General features: G+C 65.8%; 17 protein-coding genes and 1 pseudogene. 8 read left to right on the forward strand and 10 right to left on the reverse strand.

Going from position 1 to position 17,735, the window contains the following annotated elements:
- The first annotated feature begins 209 nt into the window (after positions 1–209).
- From BLA15945_RS01890 to BLA15945_RS01905, 4 genes are all read left to right on the forward strand, one after another.
- Positions 210–1,148: a metallophosphoesterase family protein gene (locus BLA15945_RS01890; protein ID WP_174991332.1), complete on the forward strand. Its 939-nt coding sequence runs from the start codon at positions 210–212 to the stop codon at positions 1,146–1,148.
- A 19-nt stretch (positions 1,149–1,167) separates the two neighbouring features.
- Positions 1,168–1,509: a cupredoxin domain-containing protein gene (locus tag BLA15945_RS01895; RefSeq protein ID WP_059239920.1), complete on the forward strand. Its 342-nt coding sequence runs from the start codon at positions 1,168–1,170 to the stop codon at positions 1,507–1,509.
- Positions 1,510–1,603: 94 nt separating this feature from the next.
- Positions 1,604–2,065: a cupin domain-containing protein gene (locus BLA15945_RS01900; RefSeq protein WP_059239918.1), complete on the forward strand. Its 462-nt coding sequence runs from the start codon at positions 1,604–1,606 to the stop codon at positions 2,063–2,065.
- Positions 2,066–2,209: 144 nt separating this feature from the next.
- A complete protein-coding gene (locus BLA15945_RS01905; RefSeq protein WP_059239916.1) occupies positions 2,210–3,349 on the forward strand; it encodes a patatin-like phospholipase family protein in 1,140 nt (379 codons plus the stop codon).
- 274 nt (positions 3,350–3,623) lie between these two features.
- Here the strand turns inward: BLA15945_RS01905 and BLA15945_RS01910 are convergent.
- From BLA15945_RS01910 to BLA15945_RS01930, 5 genes and pseudogenes are all read right to left on the reverse strand, one after another.
- A pseudogene (locus BLA15945_RS01910) lies at positions 3,624–4,592 on the reverse strand (D-2-hydroxyacid dehydrogenase family protein); the annotation flags it as partial.
- A gap of 127 nt (positions 4,593–4,719) precedes the next feature.
- Entirely contained in the window at positions 4,720–5,889 is a 1,170-nt protein-coding gene (locus tag BLA15945_RS01915) for an alpha/beta hydrolase (protein WP_174991334.1), read from the reverse strand.
- 85 nt (positions 5,890–5,974) lie between these two features.
- On the reverse strand, positions 5,975–7,339 hold the full coding sequence (locus BLA15945_RS01920; RefSeq protein ID WP_174991335.1) for an MFS transporter: 1,365 nt from the start codon (positions 7,337–7,339) through the stop codon (positions 5,975–5,977).
- 22 nt (positions 7,340–7,361) lie between these two features.
- The gene (locus BLA15945_RS01925) at positions 7,362–8,054 is read right to left on the reverse strand and encodes an HAD family hydrolase (RefSeq protein WP_059239909.1); all 693 of its coding nucleotides are present in this window, start codon (positions 8,052–8,054) and stop codon (positions 7,362–7,364) included.
- Between the two features lie 91 nt (positions 8,055–8,145).
- Positions 8,146–8,457, reverse strand: coding sequence for a winged helix-turn-helix transcriptional regulator (locus tag BLA15945_RS01930; RefSeq protein ID WP_226196263.1), 312 nt, complete (start codon positions 8,455–8,457; stop codon positions 8,146–8,148).
- A gap of 243 nt (positions 8,458–8,700) precedes the next feature.
- On the opposite strand from BLA15945_RS01930, the gene BLA15945_RS01935 reads away from it, so the two are divergent.
- The gene (locus BLA15945_RS01935) at positions 8,701–9,030 is read left to right on the forward strand and encodes a YdhR family protein (RefSeq protein ID WP_155627273.1); all 330 of its coding nucleotides are present in this window, start codon (positions 8,701–8,703) and stop codon (positions 9,028–9,030) included.
- Positions 9,031–9,092: 62 nt separating this feature from the next.
- Here the strand turns inward: BLA15945_RS01935 and BLA15945_RS01940 are convergent, their stop codons facing one another.
- From BLA15945_RS01940 to BLA15945_RS01950, 3 genes are all read right to left on the reverse strand, one after another.
- Positions 9,093–10,598 carry an agmatine deiminase family protein gene (locus tag BLA15945_RS01940; RefSeq protein WP_174991336.1) on the reverse strand — a complete coding sequence of 502 codons (1,506 nt, stop codon included), beginning with the start codon at positions 10,596–10,598 and terminating at the stop codon, positions 9,093–9,095.
- A gap of 87 nt (positions 10,599–10,685) precedes the next feature.
- Positions 10,686–12,224 (reverse strand): DUF3138 family protein, encoded by a 1,539-nt coding sequence (locus BLA15945_RS01945; RefSeq protein ID WP_174991394.1) that lies wholly within the window; start codon positions 12,222–12,224, stop codon positions 10,686–10,688.
- 236 nt (positions 12,225–12,460) lie between these two features.
- A complete protein-coding gene (locus BLA15945_RS01950; RefSeq protein WP_174991395.1) occupies positions 12,461–13,582 on the reverse strand; it encodes a polyamine ABC transporter substrate-binding protein in 1,122 nt (373 codons plus the stop codon).
- 795 nt (positions 13,583–14,377) lie between these two features.
- Between BLA15945_RS01950 and BLA15945_RS01955 the strand changes: the two genes are divergently transcribed.
- Positions 14,378–14,686: an ArsR/SmtB family transcription factor gene (locus BLA15945_RS01955; protein WP_006496873.1), complete on the forward strand. Its 309-nt coding sequence runs from the start codon at positions 14,378–14,380 to the stop codon at positions 14,684–14,686.
- An 81-nt stretch (positions 14,687–14,767) separates the two neighbouring features.
- Positions 14,768–15,829 (forward strand): alkene reductase, encoded by a 1,062-nt coding sequence (locus BLA15945_RS01960; protein ID WP_174991337.1) that lies wholly within the window; start codon positions 14,768–14,770, stop codon positions 15,827–15,829.
- A gap of 18 nt (positions 15,830–15,847) precedes the next feature.
- On the opposite strand, the gene BLA15945_RS01965 is transcribed toward BLA15945_RS01960, so the two are convergent.
- Positions 15,848–16,375, reverse strand: coding sequence for a GNAT family N-acetyltransferase (locus tag BLA15945_RS01965; protein WP_174991338.1), 528 nt, complete (start codon positions 16,373–16,375; stop codon positions 15,848–15,850).
- Positions 16,376–16,462: 87 nt separating this feature from the next.
- Between BLA15945_RS01965 and BLA15945_RS01970 the strand changes: the two genes are divergently transcribed.
- Positions 16,463–17,074 carry a LysE family translocator gene (locus BLA15945_RS01970; RefSeq protein ID WP_059239893.1) on the forward strand — a complete coding sequence of 204 codons (612 nt, stop codon included), beginning with the start codon at positions 16,463–16,465 and terminating at the stop codon, positions 17,072–17,074.
- Positions 17,075–17,325: 251 nt separating this feature from the next.
- Here the strand turns inward: BLA15945_RS01970 and BLA15945_RS01975 are convergent, their stop codons facing one another.
- Positions 17,326–17,688, reverse strand: a complete 363-nt coding sequence (locus BLA15945_RS01975) for a hypothetical protein (protein WP_233464100.1) — start codon at positions 17,686–17,688, stop codon at positions 17,326–17,328.
- Positions 17,689–17,735: the final 47 nt, after the last annotated feature.

Genomic DNA, 17,735 nt, shown 5'->3' on the forward strand with positions numbered 1-17,735 from the left:
GCAAATGTGACGTGTCACTTACAGGACATTGACAGCGCATCCCGCTCGCATCCCGCATTGCCCCGGAAGCCGCCGACACGGGTGTTCGACCGCGTAACGCGTAACGCGCGGGAATAAATCCGCCGCTTCGGCGGTATGGCATGCGAAGGCGCCGGCTTATTCCAGGACGATCCGGCCGTCCGGTTTCGTCATACGAATGCGAGGCTCCCATGTCTTCATCGACCCCTACCCGCCCGTCGCGCCGCAAGGCCTTGCAATGCCTGGCCTTCGGCGGGCTCGGCACGCTGTTCACGCTGTCGGGCGGCATCCTGACGCCGTTCGACCTCGCGCTCGCGCAGACCGGCGACGCGCCCCCCGCGGGCAAGCCGCTGTTCGTGCAGATCAGCGACACGCACATCGGCTTCAACAAGGACGCGAATCCCGACGTATCGGCCACGCTGAAGCAGACGATCGGCCTCGTCAACGGGATGCCCGCGCTGCCCGCGCTGGCCATCCATACGGGCGACATCACGCACCTGTCCAAGCCCGAGGAATTCGACCACGCGTCGCAATTGCTATCCGCGCTGCGCGTGCCGGAACTGCACACGGTGCCCGGCGAGCACGACGTCACCGACGGTTCGGGCGCCGAATATTTTGGCCGGTTCGGCAAGGCCTCGGACAACCGCGGCTATTACAGCTTCGATCACGCGGGCGTGCATTTCATCGCGCTCGTCAACGTGATGCATTTCAAGCCGAACGGGCTCGGCAGCTTCGGCGACGAACAGCTCGCGTGGCTCGAACAGGATCTGAAGGGCCGCTCGTCGAGCACGCCGATCGTCGTGTTCTCGCACATGCCGATGTGGACCATCTACGAACCGTGGGGCTGGGGCACCGGCGACGCGCCGCAGACCATGGCGCTGCTGCGCCGCTTCGGCTCGGTCACCGTGCTGAACGGGCACATCCACCAGATCGTGTCGAAGGTCGAGGGCAACGTGACGTTCCACACCGCGCGCTCCACCGCGTTCCCGCAGCCGACGGCCGGCAACGGCCCGGGCCCCGTGCCGCTCACGGTGCCGCACGACCGGCTGCCCGCGATGCTCGGCGTGACGACCGTCGAATTCGCGGGCCATCCGGTCGCGTCGTCGCTGCGCGACGCGACGCTCGCCTGACAAACATGAGGAGACCGACATGATCCGCTTCAAGCAACCCGGAATCGTCGCGGCGCTGATCCTGTGCGCGGCTGCCGCCGCCACGCCGCTCGCCGCGTTCGCACAGGGCCCGGACGGCGCGCAAGTGACGATCCGCAATTTCATGTTTTCGCCGATGTCGACCACCATCAAGGCCGGCACGACGATCACGTGGAAGAACCTCGACGCGGAACCGCACACCGTCGTCAACGATGCCGGCATCTTTCACTCGAAGGCACTCGACCAGGATGAGACGTACTCGTTCCGCTTCGACAAGCCGGGTGTCTACAAGGTGTTCTGCGGAATTCACCCGTACATGAAGGAGACGATCACCGTCGAATGACGCGGCCCGCCACGTAACGCGCGGGCGAACGGCGGGCGGCATCCGCCTACAATGACCGCCGTCCCATTCGCCCGCGTGGCAGACGGAGCCGCCCATGCCCAGGATCGACCTCAGCACCGTGCCCGAACGCCGCGGCAGCGGCTATCCGCGGCCGTTCGACGCGCCGTGCGCGCAGCGCATCCGCCAGCGTCTCGGCGACGCCGGCGGGCTGCGCGATTTCGGCGTCAACCTGATGCGCGTGCCGCCCGGCGGCTGGTCGGCCCAGCGCCACTGGCATGCCGACGAAGACGAATTCGTCTACGTGCTCGAAGGCGAGCTCGTGATGATCGAGGACGGCGGCGAGACCGTGCTGCGCGCAGGCGACTGCGCGGCGTTTCCGAAAAACTCGGGCAACGGCCATCACCTGGTCAACCGGTCGGACGCCGTCGCCGTCTATCTCGAAGTGGGTTCGCGTTCACCGGACGACGTGATCACCTGCCCGGACATCGACATGATGAGCCCGAGCCGCGACGGCCGGTTCCTGCACAAGGACGGCACGCCTTATCCGGATGCGTGACGCCGGCCGTGTCAAAGGGTCGGAAGCGAACGGCAAAGCAAACGCAAGCCACTGTTGCGCAGCAGGCCGCCCCGCGCCGTCGATCGCCTAAACTGAATCGAACTGTTCGGATCCGACCCACCGTCACACGCAGCGAGGCAAGCCATGACCGCGAGCCAACCGGCACGAATGGACCTCCCCGGGCAAGTCGTGCTCGTGCTCCAGGGCGGCGGCGCACTGGGCGCGTTCCAGCTCGGCGTCTTCCAGGCGATGGACGAAGCCGGGATCCGGCCCGACTGGGTGGTCGGCACGTCGATCGGCGCGATCAACGCGGCGCTGATCGCCGGGAATCCGCCGGAACGGCGCTACGAGAAACTGTCGGCGTTCTGGCATCGCGTGACCGAACGGACCCGCTTCGACGTCCCGCCGCTGCTGCCGGGCTGGGACCGGACGCTGGCCGAGCTGATGATCATCGGCGGCGGCATCGCGGGCTTCTTCCAGCCCAATCCGGCGTCGTGGCTCGGGCCGATGGCGCGCCTCGGCGTCGATCGCGCGTCGTATTACCGGATCGCGCCGCTGCGCGACACGCTCGCGTCGCTGATCGATCCCGAGCTGCTGAACGCGGGCCATCCGCGCCTGACCGTCAGCGCGGTCAATGCATGCACGGGCACCATGCGCTATTTCGATTCGCGCGACACGCGGCTCGGGATCGAGCACGTCATGAGCTCGGGCGCGCTGCCGCCCGCATTCCCGGCGATACGGATCGACGGCGCGCCGTACTGGGACGGCGGCGTGTATTCGAATACGCCGGTCGAGGTCGTGCTCGACGACAACCCGCGCCGCAGCTCGATCATCTTTTCGGTGCAGATGTGGAATCCGGCCGGCCCGGAGCCCGAGAGCATCTGGCAAGTGTCGGAGCGGCAGAAGGACATCCAGTACGCGAGCCGCACCGACAGCCACATCGCGCGCCAGCAGCAGATTCACCGGCTGCGCCACGTGATCCGCGAACTGGCGCGGCACGTGCCGGAAGCCGACCGCGCGTCGCCGGCCGTACGCCGGCTCGCCGCGTGGGGATGCGAGACGACGATGCACCTGGTCAAGCTCGCCGCGCCGCGGCTCGACGGCGACAATCAGCTGAAGGACATCGATTTCACGCCGGCCGGCATCGCGGCCCGCCGGCAGGCCGGCTATGACGCGACGAAACGGGCGATCGCCGCGCGTCCGTGGGACTTGCCGATGGACCCGACGGAAGGCTTGACGGTGTTCGATCCGGACGCCGCACCGGTCGCTGAAAAAACGGCATGACGCGCGGGTGGCGCGGCCGCGCGCCGACTGCCCCGCACAGTCAGGCGCGCGCGGCCCGGAGATGCGCGCGGCCGGCTTCGCTCACTTCGACCTCGGCCACGCCGCCTGGCGCGTGGTGGCGGACCACGTAACCGCGCGCGCAGGCATCTTCCCACACCGGCAGGCGTGGGCACGACGTGCGCCACGCATCGATCACCTCGTTGTACGGCCGCGCGCCGGGCCCAATCCATTCGAGCAGGTCGACAATCAACGGCTCGATCGATCCCGCTTCACGCGCGAGCACGTCCGGGTTGACCACGTGAATCGGCTGTCCGGCCGCATAGGACACGATCTGGTCGAACACATCCGAGAACTGCGTTTCGAATTCGTCTTCGGTCACGTAGCCGATATGCGGCGTGCACACCACATTGGGCAAACGCAGCAACGGATGCCGCGGATCGCGCAACGGTTCCGTCTCGTACACATCTACCGCCGCCATTCCGGGCCGGCCGGCCTGCAACGCCGCTTCGAGCGCACCCGGTACGACGAGGCCCGCCCGGCTCGTGTTCACCAGCAGCGCACCGGGTTTCATCCGCGCCAGATCCCCGGCCGTCACGATGCCGCGCGTGGCCGGCACGAGCCGCATGTGCAGCGAAAGCACGTCGCAGGTTTCGAAGAAGGTGTGCTTGTCCGGCGCCGTGTGCCAGCCGTCGTCGCGCGCACGCTGCAGCGACGCTTCGCGCGCCCAGACCAGCACGTTCATCCCGAACGCGGCGCCGTATCGCGCGACCTCCGCGCCGATCCGGCCGTAGCCGTATATGCCCAGCGTGCGCCCGCGCAGCGTCCGTCCGACGCCGGTCTGCCAGTTGCCGGCCTGCAACGCGCGCATCTGCTGCGGAATCTGCCGCATCGCGGCCAGCACGAGGCCCCATGTGAGTTCGGCGGCCGCATAGGACGGCGTGCCCGCGTGCTGGTTCGACGACACGATCACGCCCTGCGCGGTGCACGCATCGATGTCGATATGCGGATAGACGCTGCGCTGGCTGATCAGCCGCAGCTTCGGCAGCCGGGCGATGAGCGGCGCGCGAATCGGCGTGCGCTCGCGAATCAGCACCAGCACCTCGGTATCGCGCAGGCGTTCGGCCAGGGCGTCGACGTCCTGCACATGGTCGTTCCAGATCGTGACCGCCTGCCCGTCCAGCTTGCTGAAGCTCGGCAGCGTACGCAGCGTGTCGAAATAATCGTCGAGGATCGTGATGTTCATGGGGGCGCTCCCGGGAATGCCGTCATCCTGAACCGCGAACGCTGCGCAGGGAAATGAATTTATCTTGCCGATTCCTGCATTTCTCTGATCGATCGCCTTTGGCCGTGCGCGGACCGCGCATGCACGCTCATTGTCCTGCCGCACGCATGACCGGCGCCGTACCGGCGACGACCGGGCACGATTGCGGCAATGCCTGCCCGAACAGCACGGCCAGCCCGCAAGCGGACGTGAACATGCCGAGACCGTCGTGCCCGACGCCCGGCACTTCGACGACCTGCTGCGCGAGATCGTCCGGGTGCCGCTTCTTCAGGTAATCGAAATACGCGAGCCCGCGCGCGAGCCGGTACGGGCCCTGTGCCATCGCCGCGCACGAACGGTCGATGAAATGCGTATACGGATTCGTATCGGCCTGCCCGAGCAGGTACACGACACGGCGCGCAACGTAACGCGTTTCGAGCTCGCGCGCGTCCTGTGACGCAACGTAAGGCGGCGCCGACTTCAGCCCGTATTTCCATTGCGTCGCGCGCGGGCAGGTGCCGCCCGCGATCGCGTCGGCATTCGGCCGTTCATCGTCGAAATACAGATAGCTCGACGGGTTCGCGACCACGTAGCGCACGGCGATGCCGGTATGCGCCAGCGCGTCCCCTTCGCGCCCGGCCACGGCATAACGCTGCAGCAACTGCGCGCCGGCGGAGTGGCCGATCACGACGACCGTTGTCAGGGACGGGTACAGGCTGCGGTCGGCGAAATGCGCGAGCAACGCGTCGAGCGCCGCGAACGAGCTGATCGGGCCGGGCTGGCGCGCGGGTTCGCCGCCCTTCCATCCTTCCTGCGTCCACGCCAGCGTCGATGCGGGCAACGAGAACGCGCGCGTATCGGCGCGCGTCAGGAACTGCGGCGCGACGACCATCGTGCCGTTGCCGGACGCACCGGCCTGCTCGACGACCTTGCGCCCCGACGCATAGTAAGCGTCGGCATTGCGGAGCGTGCCGTGAATCACGATGAACACGCGCGTGACGTCGGGCGCGGCGTGGTCGAGTGGATGGTCGGCGTAGACCGGCAGCGCCGCGCTGCCCTGCGGCGTCTCGACGGCCACGCGCTGGTCGGCGACGGCCTTGACCGGTGCTTCGAGACGTTCGCGCTGCGTGGGCGTAGCGGCTTCGGCCGGACTCACACTGCCCGACAGGCCGATGACGGCACAGGCTACCGAGAGCGGAAACACGAATGACAGCGTCCGGGCGGCCGACCGCGCACGCGCGGGCCGGATGCTTGCAAAGGCAACGGAAATGAGGGACATGGCGGCGGATCGGGTTTCGGATATGACTTTAACGGCGATGGTCGCAGAATCCGTCGCGCGCTGCCGGCCCGTTGCGCAATACGGCTCAGTCGGCCGGCTCGGAAACCCGGCCGGCGTCGGCCCGAACTTCGCGCGCGCCGCCGCGCGGCGTGTTCCGGCCCTCTGCCGCCGGCGGCAAGCCGCCCGCCGCCACGGCAAGCAACGGGCGCTCGGGATGCACGAACAGCCACAGCACCGCGCCGCAAGCCGCCGCCGCACCGGTCACGAACATTCCGCTGCCCCAGCTGCCGGTGACCTTGACGACGAGCGCGAGTGTCATCGGGCCCGCGACGTTCGACAGTGCGCCCCACACGTTGGTCCAGCCCGACATCACGCCGGCGAACGGCCGCCCGAGATCCTGCGCGGCCGACCATACGACGACCTGCACGAACCCGACGGCCGCAAACGACACGCACAGCAGCGCGATGACCGCGGCCATCGCCTCCGCGCGCGACGCGGCGACCAGCGCCAGCGCGCTCACGACGAATCCCGCGATCGCGACCGGCGTGCGCGCCCAGTAGATCGAGCCCGTTTTCCTCAGCAGCCGGTCGCTGACGGCGCCCGCGACGAATACCGCCGCGAACACGGCAACCCACGGCAGCGACGCGTACAGCCCCATCGCCTTCAGCGACAGTCCGCGCGCGCGCATCAGGTAGGTCGGCAGCCATGTCGTGTAGAAGCTCTGGATCAGCACGAGCAGGAAATACTGAATGCCGAAGATCCAGAAGCGCCCCAACCGCAGGCAACGCATCAGCGAACCCGACACGGCCGTGTGGCCGGGCGGCTGGCCGGCCGCGATGTAGTCGGCTTCGGCCTGCGTGATGAGCGGATGCGACGCCGGCGCATCGCGGTAGCCGAACCACCAGATTGCGCCGAGCAGCAGGCCGAGCGCGCCGAATCCGTGGAAGACGGCATGCCAGCCGAAATGGACGATCGTCCAGGCCGTGAGCGGCGCCGACACGATCGGGCCCAGATACAGGCCCGCGAGCAGCACCGCGTTGCCTTTTGCGCGCTCGCCGGCCGGAAACCAGCGCTTGAGCGCGACGACGCTGCTCGACCAGTCGGCCGACTGCGCGCCGCCGAGCACCAGCCGGCAACCGAACAGCCAGGCGAACGAACCGCCGAACGGCGTGACGATCATCATCAGCGACCACAGCGTGCTCGTGCCGAACAGCACGCGGCGCGACCCGAAGCGTTCGGCCGCGCGTCCGGCCGGAAGCTGGCCGATCGCATAGGCCCAGAAGTAGATCGTCAGGATCATCGACATCTCGACGATCGACAGGCCGAGCTCTCCCTGGATCGTCGGCGCGGCCACGGCCATCGCCGCGCGATCGAGCGTCATCACGAAGGTCAGCGGCGCGACCAGAAACGCGACGATCTTCCAGCGCAGATGGTTCACGTGGCGCGGCATCGTGCGGCTCCCGAATCCGGCGTCAGGCGTCGTGCGGGCCCGACGCCCGGCCCGGCTCGCGCTGCATCCGCTGCACGAGCGCGGCCAGCTCGCCGATATGCGTGCGCACGGCCTGCTTGCCCGCGCGCGCCCATGCATCGAACGTCGTCATGCCGCTCACCGCGCCGACGAACGGCACGCCGGCGCGCTCGGCCGCCTGCGCGTCCACGGCGTGGTCGCCGACGTAGATCGCCGCGCGGGCCGGCAGGTCAAGCCGCGCGAGTGCCTGCACGAGCCCTTCGGGATCGGGCTTGTGACGCTGCACGTCTTCGCCGCCGATCAGCACGTCGACCAGCGATTGCAGGCCGTTGCGTTCGAGAATCGCCTCGATCCGGTAACGAAACTTGGACGACACGATCGCGACCGCGAGCCCCTGCTCACGCAACTGCGCGAGCAGCGGCGGCACCTCGGGATAGATGCGCGTGCCGGCCACCATGATCTCGTCGGCGCGCGCGACGAAGTGCCGCGCGAATGCGTCGGCCCGCGCCGGCTCGGCTTCGCCCGTCAACGAATGGAACATCTGCGGCAGGGTCAGCCCGATCACGGCGCCGATCTGCGCGGGCGTCGCGCCGGCGGCGCCCAGCCGATGCAATGCGTATTCCGTGCATTCGATGATCGCGGCGGACGAATCCGCCAGCGTCAGATCGAAATCGAAGATCACGGCCCGAACAGACATGAAATGACTCCGCAAACAGAAAATGGATCGCGCCCGACGCTTGACGCTTGACCCGGAACGATGTTGCGACGCGTACCCCGGCGCGGATCGATCAGCGCGCTTGACCGGATTGCTCGCGATCGGCCGCGTCGAGCCCTTCCGGGTCGCGCTTCGCCCACTGTCTTGCCCACCCCAGCAACGGCTGCAACGCCGCTTCGAGCCGCCGGCCTTCGGCGGTCATGCAATAGCCGCCCTCCCCATGCTCGACGAGGCCGGACGCCTTGAGCTCGGCCAGCCGCGTGTTGAGCAGGCGTGCGTTCGTTTCGCAGGCTTCCTGCAACGCGCGAAACGTGAGCGGCGCGCCCCGCAGTTCCCACAGGATGCGCAGCGCGGTACGGCGCCCGAGCAGATCCAGCACGACCATGATGGGCCGCCCTGTCGTCGATCCGCGAACACGTTGTCCGATTTTGGGTGTGGTCATGCTTTACTTTTTAAAGCAATCGACGGGCAGAGTCAATTGCCTGAATGGTGCGTCGCCTTTGCTTTACTTTTTAAAGCACGGCGCCTACGCTGTCACACAGGCGCTTGAAGCGCATGCGGCACCGATCCCCTCTTGAGCGACGGCGCGTGTGTTGCGTTTCCGCGATTTTCTCGTGGAGGATTGACCGTGATAACCGAAATCGTCTTCTTCAAGCTGCAACCCGATGTCGATGTCACCACGCTGGAAGCGCGCTATGAAAGTACCGCGGCAAAGTGGGCGCAGAACCCGGACCTGCTGCACAAGTGGTACTTCTACGACGCGGCCACGCACGAAGGCGGTGGCGTGTACGTGTGGCGCACGCGCGAAGCCGCCGCGCACTGGCACGGCGACGAATACAAGGCGATGGTCGAGCGGGTGTACGGTCACCCGCCCGTGATACGCGTGCTCGATACGCTCGCGCATGTCGATGCGACGCAAGGGCGATACGAGATCGTGGGGAAGGCACTGCCGGGCTGACGTGTTCGGCCGCCCGGCACGGACCGTTCCGGGCGGCCTTGTGCGGTTGCAGGACGCCCGATCTACGCAGGAAGTTCACGCGTCGCGCAATGCACGCCGCCTCCCCCCGACGCAATGCCCAGAATATCCACCTGAACGATATCCCGCGAACCCGCATACGGCTGGATCGCCGTCAGCGCAGCGGAGTCGGCAGAAGCATCGTTGAATTTCGGCATGATGATCGCGCCATTGCATGTATAGAAATTGATGTAGCCGGCCGCGAAATTGGTCATCTGGCGATTGGTCAGCGTCATGCCATTCGACGTTCCATAGTTTGCCGGCGTCGTCAGCTCGATCAACTGCAGCGTCCTTCCGCTTGCGTCGGTCTGATTGTTCAGGCGCCGCCAGTTGGCCTCGCTCAGCGCCCGTTCTCCCATCGAATTCGACGCGTCGTAGCAGTATGCGACGACACCGGGCGATAGAAACTTGGCGTAGAAATCGACGTGCCCGTTCGTGATGTCGGTCTCGCTCGCCGGCGTCGCGGCGCCACCTTGCCCACCGGCGCCGCAACCTTGCGGAAAGATCGCCGTTCCCGGAATCCAGATGATCTTCTGTACGCCGAGCGTACGCTGCAGTTCCGCCAGCACCGTGTCCTTGGCCGTCGGCAGCAGTGTCGCGTTGGCAACGACACCCCCAGGAATATTGAACAGTTGCGGATTGCGGCTGACGTGCAGCACCGCCGATTCCGTCAGGATCGCCGTCGCCTCCCCGTCGAATTCGATCGCCCCGCCTTCGAGCGTCAACGTACTTTGTATCAGCGTCGCGTTGTTCGCCTGCGCCATCCATCCCGCCAGCGCACGATCGTTGGCGAACGGCTGGAAGAATTTGCCCGCCTTGGACTTGTTGCTGCCCGCCGCAACGGCAGGCGGCACCGTCATGCCCGCATTGAGGTTCAAGCCGTCCGTGTTCGCATTACCCCAGCCGTTGAAGTTGAAGTTCACCGCGCACAGCGCATTGCCATTGGCCGTATCCTTTACGAAGACACAGCCGGTGTCGCGCGTCCACAGATCGTCGAAGCCGTCGGCCCGCGCGATCAGGTTGACGCCGCCCGCGCCTGCGCCGCGTGCCAGGTAATTCGCGTGGATCGCGGGGTTCGCGTCGCTTGCCGTCGCCAGCAACGCCTGCGCGGCGCTCAGGTCGACCGGCAACACCAGCATGTTGACCGGTTCGTAGGTGCCGATCGCCTTCGCGACATCCATCAGGTCGGCACGAACCCGGTCGATACCCGCATCCGTGCTCTGCGCGGTCAGCGGCGTCCAGATGCCTTCCGAACCCGACGCGAACGCCATGTACGTCGCCGCGTGCGGCGCATCCTCGCCCGGCATCAGGTATGCCGCCGGGTTTGCCGCCTGACGCGACGACGCGCGAATGGCCGCGGGACCTGCCGACGCATCGTCGCCGCCACACCCCGCCAACGCGCCCATCCAGGATGCACCGAGGAGGGCCGCCGATCCCCTGATGAAGTCGCGACGCGTGAGTGCCGAGCGATCGGTTTCCGGGCATGACGGTCGGGTGAATTTGTCTTTCATTGCATCTCCATGAGCCAATGAGCCAACTGGATGGGGCCGGACGACAACGCACCGTTGCCGACCGGTACGACAGCGCGCTGTCCGGCGCTAGAACGAGTAGATGAACTGCGTCGCAAGCAAGTCGTTGCTGTTGCCGTACGAGCCGTCGTTTCTCAGGAACACCTTGTTGTTGGCCCAGTCGTGCCGGTACTCGACCTTCACCGTGATCTGGGCGGTCGGGAAAAACAGCAGGTCGAGCGCGACGTCCTGACGGTTCGAACCCTTGCACTGAAGACCCATGCCGCCACTTGCCTGCGAATTGGCGAAGCAGTCCGCGCCGATGCCGAAGCCGTTGTACGGGTCGCGCCCCTGACCATTCAGCGCGATGCCGCCGCCACCGCCGCCGTTCTTGCTGTCGGCGAGGAAGTCGTAGCGGAGCGTCATGCCCATCCTGCCGACGCCCGGCAAGCTGAACTTCCGGTGCGCGAGCAGCGAAATGCCATACCATTGCGCCTGGCCGCCGTTGAACGCCGCGTTCTGCTGCTGACCGTAGTCGATTTCTGCGTTGTACTGAACGTCTGCGAGCTGATAAGTCAGGTCGGCTTCCGAGAAGAAGAATGCGCCGAAGCCATTGGGCGCCTGACCGCCGATGCCATAGCTCATTGCACCGGTCGCGGGATTGACTGCGCTCGGCAACGTCTGCCGCCCGATGTTGAACGACGCCCCGATATCGAGCGCACTGGACCACGCATAGTCCGCGCGTGCCGTGAAAGTCGGCACCTTGTTGCTGATCGTGACCGGATCGCCCAGCGCGTTGGTTCCCGTCTGTGTAATGGCGCCATTGGTCCGGTACTGTTCGTTACCGAGCAGGAACTTCCACGTCCACTTGCCCTTCGTATAGTTCGCCCCGAGGCCGACATAGCTGCCCGGGTCGGAAAAGTCGTACAGCAGGTTGTGAGTCAGCGTAAGCATCTGATTCGACTGCTGGACCTCGTAGCCGCCGAAGCTGGACATCAGGCCTGCAACGAATGTCGTCGTACCCGTGAGCGGAACGGTGACGACCGCCGTATTCAGGATGTTGTTGCCGATCTGGCCACGCTCGTTCTGCATCAGCGTGATGCCGTTGCCCCGGTTGGGCATCAGCGTGATTTCGGCCGACGGCGCCATCGGCCCGACACCGAAGGTTTTCTTGATGTCCAGGTACAGGTCGCCGAACGTGCTGTTGAAGTAACCGCCGGTATTTTCGTGATTCGCGAACAGGAACGACGAACCGCCCTGCGCGCGGTTGTACACATAAGTCGGGTCGATGTAGCCCGTCACGGAGAGACCGGCAATCGGGCCGGTGTTCGCTGCGTCCTCGAGCGAGTTCACCTTGAGTTGCTGAGTGGCAAGCTGTTGCTTCATGGCCGTGACGTCGTCGTTGGTGAGCGACGCCTGCGCGCTGCCATAGTCAGGCGACGACGGATCGACCGGTACAGGTGCGGCGATTGCCGGCCGGTCCGACGGACGCGCCTGCAATCCGGCCATCTCCTTCTTCAGTACGTCGAGTTGCGCCTGCAATACCCGGATCCGGTCGGCCATGGTGTCGGCCACGGCAACACCGGGCAGACAGCCCGCCACCAGCAAACCAATCAGCTTTCTTCTCATACGAAGTCTCCATGTTTTTCTATTGCAGCGATTGCCGCCTTGGCCGGGCTGTCGCACACCGGCGGGCGGCAGGCGCACGCACGAACGCTCCCGTGCGAGGCGCACGAGGCAGCTCACAAGGAGTACGGTGTTCGGGGGAATGCGCCTGCTCGCTATCGGTGCAGGCAACCTGGCATGACGGCGGTTTCAGTCCGCGCGGCACGCGGCGCTTGCCGGCGCTGCGCTGTTCGACGCCATCAGCGCCCTGCCTTCAGCTGTGCCCAGAGGCGGTTCTCGAGACGGACGATCTCGATCGGCAGCGGTTTCATCAGCGTCATTTTCCGCAGCACGTCATCGGGGGGATAAACGCTCGGATCCTGCGATACGACGGGGTTGACGAGTGGTCGAGCGGCACGGTTCGCGGTCGGATAGAACACTTCGTTGGTAATCGCCGCATTGACCTTCGGGTCCTCGATATAGTCGATCCACTTCATGGCCGCCTCGGGATGCTGCGCGTCCTTCGGAATCGCCATCATGTCGAACCACAGCAGGCCGCCTTCCTTGACGTTCGAAAAGCGGATCTCGTAGGATCGTTTCGCGTCTGCGGCGCGCCGCCGCGCAATGCCGACGTCGCCCGACCAGCCAATTGCGACGCAGACATCGTTGTTGGCGAGATCGTTGATGTAGCCCGACGAGTTGAATTGCGTGATGTACGGACGCACCTTCTTCATCAAATCGAACGCGGCCTGATAGTCCGCGGGATTCGAACTGTTCGGGTCCTTGTGCAGGTACTGCAACGCGGTCGCGAACGCATCGGCGGCCTGGTCCAGGAACGAGACGCCGCACTGCTTCAGCTTCGACACGTTCTCCACGTCGTACACCAGTGCCCAGCTGTCGACCGGCGCGTTGTCCCCCAGCGCTTTCTTCACTTCCTGGACGTTGTAGCCGATGCCGTCCGTGCCGAACGCCCAGGGCACGCCGTATTGCGCGCCCGGATCGACATCCGCGATCATCTTCATCAGCACCGGGTCGAGATGCTTCAGGTTCGGAATCTTCGACTTGTCGAGCTTCTGAAGCATGCCGGCCTGGATTTGCCTCGCCATGTACAACGACGACGGCACCACGATGTCATAGCCGGAACTCCCGGCCAGGAGCTTTGCCTGAAGCGTGTCGTCACTGTCGTAGTTGTCGTACCGCACGTGAATGCCGGACGCCTTTTCGAAGTTCGGGATCGTGTCCCTGGCGATGTAGTCCGACCAGTTATAGACATTGAGTTCGGGAGCCGCCGCGATCGCCGGCAGCGAGCAGCACGGAAGAAGCCCCGCAATTGCAACCAGAGCAACGCCCGCGACCTTTGGGCGAAGAGGACAGAAGCGCATTGCTGTTTTCCTTGAAGGTAATGGATCGGCGTGAACGTTGACGGCAAATTGAAAGAAGCCGGTCGGCGATCGGCGCGCTCCGTACGATTCGTCGCTGCTCACGCAGTCGCGAATCCGTGCCGACGAAAGCACTGCGCCGCGGCATACGGGCTCCGTGAATTCTTTCTCCTGCATCGCAATCCGATGACAATTTGCTTTCTACTCCGATATAATCGGACGATACGAATGGCGACGGTATTGAATGAATGCCGTTGCCCGTCAGGTATCGCTTGCACTCGCCTTGCCGACGAGTGAGCCATTGTGGGTAGAACAATTCCTGGTGAAAATTGATGTTTTTTGCTTGATTCGATCAATTTTCCTCATGGCTCCACGGCAGCCGACACGTGCCGTGCCACGCGCCTCGCGCCGATCCGGATACCGTCCGGAATACCGACAACCGCCGATCGATCGGTGCGCAATCCGGGCCGGATACGGGGCGTTCTCCCGCGTATCCCGATGCAGCCCTTTGAAACCTGGTTGCAAGTCCAACGCCACACCAGTGCGCAAACCCGACGCGGCCGACTTGCCGATTCACGCGGTGACGCGCGCCCGCGGCGCCCGCTGGCCGGGCATCCCCCCGTCAACGGCCCTTCGCGCACCCACGCATCGCTCAAGCGCGAAAGTGCGGCCCGTCGTCCCTATCGACACCCTATCAACCCCATAGCCAACAGTGCCTTCGCGCATATCGTAAAATTACGATATAAGATTCGCCCATCGACGATACCTGTTTGCCCGACCGAAACGCCAAGCCCTTCCATGCCGACCGAACTCGACATCGATGCAATCCTGAAAGCGCTCTCGAACCCCGTGCGCCGGGAAATCCTCGTCTGGCTGAAAACGCCCGGCGAGCACTTCCCGCAACAGACGCTGCCGTACGAACACGGCGTCTGCGCGGGCCAGATCGACGCGCGCTGCGGGTTGTCGCAGTCGACCGTCTCCGCGCACCTCGCCACGTTGCAGCGCGCGGGGCTCGTGACGTCGACGCGGATCGGCCAATGGGCGTTTTTTCAGCGCAACGAGGCCGTCATCGACGCATTTCACGACGCCCTGCGCCGCGAACTCTAGCCAACGGCCGAACCGGCCATGCGGGGCGCCATCGCACATGACGCGACGGCTTCCCCGCCTTTCGTGAAGAGGTTATCTGCCATGCCCACGCTGTTCGATCCCGTTACCCTCGGCGACCTGACCCTGCCGAACCGCATCGTGATGGCGCCGCTCACCCGCTCCCGTGCGGGCACGGCGCGCGTGCCGAACGCGCTGATGGCGCGCTACTACGCCGAGCGTGCATCGGCCGGCCTGATCATTACCGAAGCGACGTCGGTCACCCCGCAAGGCGTCGGCTATGCCGACACGCCGGGCATCTGGTCCGACGAGCAGGTCGAAGGCTGGAAGCAAGTAACGCAGGCCGTGCATGCAGCCGGCGGCCGCATCGTGCTGCAGCTCTGGCACGTCGGCCGGGTCTCCGATCCCGTCTTCCTGAACGGCGACCTGCCGGTCGCGCCGAGCGCGATCGCCCCGGGCGGCCATGTGAGCCTCGTGCGTCCGCAGCGCCCGTACGTGACGCCGCGTGCACTCGAACTCGACGAAATTCCGGGCATCGTCGCCGCCTACCGCAAGGGTGCGGAAAACGCGAAGGCAGCGGGCTTCGACGGCGTCGAAATTCACGGCGCGAACGGCTACCTGCTCGACCAGTTCCTGCAGGACAGCACCAACCGCCGCACCGATGCGTACGGCGGCCCGATCGAGAACCGCGCACGCCTGCTGCTCGAAGTCGTCGACGCAGCGATCGACGTGTGGGGCGCCGGCCGTGTCGGCGTGCATCTCGCGCCGCGCGGCGACGCACACACGATGGGCGATTCCGATCCGGCAGCGACGTTCGGCTATGTCGCACGCGAACTCGGCCGCCGCAAGATCGCGTTCATCTTCACGCGCGAATCGTATTCGGGCGACCAGTTGAGCCCGCGCCTGAAGGAAGCGTTCGGCGGCCCGCTGATCGCGAACGAGCAGTTCACGCTCGACACCGCGCAGGCCGCGCTCGAGAACGGCAGCGCCGACGCGATCGCGTGGGGCAAGCTGTTCATCGCGAACCCGGACCTGCCGCGCCGCCTCGAAATCGGCGCACCGCTCAACCAGCCGGTGCCGGAGACGTTCTATGCGGAAGGCGAAACGGGTTACACCGACTATCCGGCGCTGAACGACGCGGCCTGACGGCCGGGCAGCACGTGTTCAGGCGCGCACGTCCGCGCGCATGAACACGCGCTGCGTTTCGTCGAGGCCGAGTGCGACGTGGTGCGCGCGGATCGCGCGCAGTGTGTCGTCGAGCGACGCGTCGTCGACGATGCTGAAGCCAAGGCGCGCGTAGTACGGCGCATTCCACGGCGCGTCTCGGAACGTCGACAGCACGACCTGCCTGACGTGCTCCTGCGCCGCGCGCGCCATCACCTGCTCGATCAGGCGCGCGCCGATCCGCTGTCCGGCATGCGACGGCGCGACATCCAGCTCCTCCAGATACAACCGCTGCGCATCGAGCAGCCGATAAAACGCGAACCCGACGCACGTGCCCTGCGGATCGACCGCGACATACGCGCGGCCATCGTCGATGCGCACGAGCACCGCAGCCGCATCGGTCGGCTCGCCGTCGGCGATGTCGGTCATGCCGATCGCGCGAAACCGCTGCGCGGCGGCAACTTCCACAGCGGCCATCGCGGCCGCGTCTTCCTGCGTGGCAGGGCGAATCAGGATCGATGCAGTCATGACGGCAATTCAGGCAGGCAGTCTGGAACGGCCGTCACTATAATCCAGACTTCATACGTTTCGGACGTCCCGTCCCCGAGGCTCGCCATGACGTTGTCCGCACTCGCCGTCTTCGCCTTCGCCCTGCTCGTCACCGCCGGCACGCCCGGCCCGAGCGTCGCCGCGCTCGTCGCACGCGTGCTGACGAACGGCGTGCGCGACGTCCTGCCGTTCCTCGCGGCGATGTGGCTCGGCGAAGCGATGTGGCTCACGCTGGCGGTCGCGGGGTTGTCCGCGTTCGCGCGCACGTTCGCGGCGGGCCTGATCGTGCTGAAGCTGCTCGGCGTCGCCTATCTGCTGTTCCTTGCGTGGAAGATGTGGGCCGCGCCGACCGATACGGGCGCGGACAACCTGCCGCGCGGCCAGTCGCCGTGGCGCATGTTCGTCGCGGGCATGCTGGTTACGCTCGGCAATCCGAAGATCATGGTGTTCTATCTCGCGCTGCTGCCGACCATCGTCGACCTCACGCACGTCGGTATCGTGGCGTGGGCGGAACTCGTCGGCACGATGCTTGCGGTGTTGATCCTGTGCGACTGCTTCTGGTCACTGCTTGCGTCGCGTGCCCGTGCGTTCCTGACGTCGGCACGCGCGAAACGGATTGCGAATCGTACGAGCGCGGCAGCGATGGCCGGCGCGGCAGTAGCGATCGCGACGCGCTGATGCGTTATCGCGGCATAGCCGTGGAATCCGGCAATGGCTGGCGTGAGAGAAACGTCACTCTCGCGAGCGTGGGTCTTCCCCCAAGTCACGCAGGCGCTTCTTCAACCGTTGATTGTCTGCGAGCAATGCGACCAGTGCGACAAGCGTCGCAACGGGGAAAAACCAGTCTCCTGAGTAGTGCAGCAATGCCCACGCCATAGCCGCAACGACAACAGCCGCGGCGATCAGACCGGTTCTGTCTCGCAATCTGCTCACGCTGCCCCCCTCCCGATCGCACGTGCGCGGATCACGTACGTCACACTGTTTGGCATGGGTCGAAGCACCTCCGGATACCGTTCGATCATGCGATAGACATCTTGCGGAACCGCAAGGCCGCGACGGCCCGCCCAGATGCGAATGCCATCGACAGCAGCCATGCCGTGCTTATCACACACCAGCGATGCATCTGCCGCAACGATCAGACTACCGATGACCGCTCCGACGTAAAAACTCGCCCCGAGCGCGGACACGGCTGCCAGCAGTTCCAGCCCGGTGGTTGCGCCGATCAGCTCGCCGACCGTGGCAGTCGGACCCAGCGTCTTGAGTGCGCCAAGAATGGTCGCGAGCAGTGCCAACTGCCGTTTGCTGCACAGCGAACAGGCTTGCCGGCGCAGGCAAACCG

Origin of the sequence: Burkholderia arboris (genome assembly GCF_902499125.1) — a bacterium.
Lineage (GTDB): Bacteria > Pseudomonadota > Gammaproteobacteria > Burkholderiales > Burkholderiaceae > Burkholderia > Burkholderia arboris.

What these genes read in the sequence shown, in the direction of transcription:
- BLA15945_RS01890 (WP_174991332.1), top strand. Translation starts at nt 210, where the DNA reads ATGTCTTCATCGACCCCTACCCGCCCGTCGCGCCGCAAGGCCTTGCAA.
- BLA15945_RS01895 (WP_059239920.1), top strand. Translation starts at nt 1,168, where the DNA reads ATGATCCGCTTCAAGCAACCCGGAATCGTCGCGGCGCTGATCCTGTGC.
- BLA15945_RS01900 (WP_059239918.1), top strand. Translation starts at nt 1,604, where the DNA reads ATGCCCAGGATCGACCTCAGCACCGTGCCCGAACGCCGCGGCAGCGGC.
- BLA15945_RS01905 (WP_059239916.1), top strand. Translation starts at nt 2,210, where the DNA reads ATGACCGCGAGCCAACCGGCACGAATGGACCTCCCCGGGCAAGTCGTG.
- BLA15945_RS01915 (WP_174991334.1), bottom strand. Translation starts at nt 5,889, where the DNA reads ATGTCCCTCATTTCCGTTGCCTTTGCAAGCATCCGGCCCGCGCGTGCG.
- BLA15945_RS01920 (WP_174991335.1), bottom strand. Translation starts at nt 7,339, where the DNA reads ATGCCGCGCCACGTGAACCATCTGCGCTGGAAGATCGTCGCGTTTCTG.
- BLA15945_RS01925 (WP_059239909.1), bottom strand. Translation starts at nt 8,054, where the DNA reads ATGTCTGTTCGGGCCGTGATCTTCGATTTCGATCTGACGCTGGCGGAT.
- BLA15945_RS01930 (WP_226196263.1), bottom strand. Translation starts at nt 8,457, where the DNA reads ATGGTCGTGCTGGATCTGCTCGGGCGCCGTACCGCGCTGCGCATCCTG.
- BLA15945_RS01940 (WP_174991336.1), bottom strand. Translation starts at nt 10,598, where the DNA reads ATGAAAGACAAATTCACCCGACCGTCATGCCCGGAAACCGATCGCTCG.
- BLA15945_RS01945 (WP_174991394.1), bottom strand. Translation starts at nt 12,224, where the DNA reads ATGAGAAGAAAGCTGATTGGTTTGCTGGTGGCGGGCTGTCTGCCCGGT.
- BLA15945_RS01950 (WP_174991395.1), bottom strand. Translation starts at nt 13,582, where the DNA reads ATGCGCTTCTGTCCTCTTCGCCCAAAGGTCGCGGGCGTTGCTCTGGTT.
- BLA15945_RS01955 (WP_006496873.1), top strand. Translation starts at nt 14,378, where the DNA reads ATGCCGACCGAACTCGACATCGATGCAATCCTGAAAGCGCTCTCGAAC.
- BLA15945_RS01960 (WP_174991337.1), top strand. Translation starts at nt 14,768, where the DNA reads ATGCCCACGCTGTTCGATCCCGTTACCCTCGGCGACCTGACCCTGCCG.
- BLA15945_RS01965 (WP_174991338.1), bottom strand. Translation starts at nt 16,375, where the DNA reads ATGACTGCATCGATCCTGATTCGCCCTGCCACGCAGGAAGACGCGGCC.
- BLA15945_RS01970 (WP_059239893.1), top strand. Translation starts at nt 16,463, where the DNA reads ATGACGTTGTCCGCACTCGCCGTCTTCGCCTTCGCCCTGCTCGTCACC.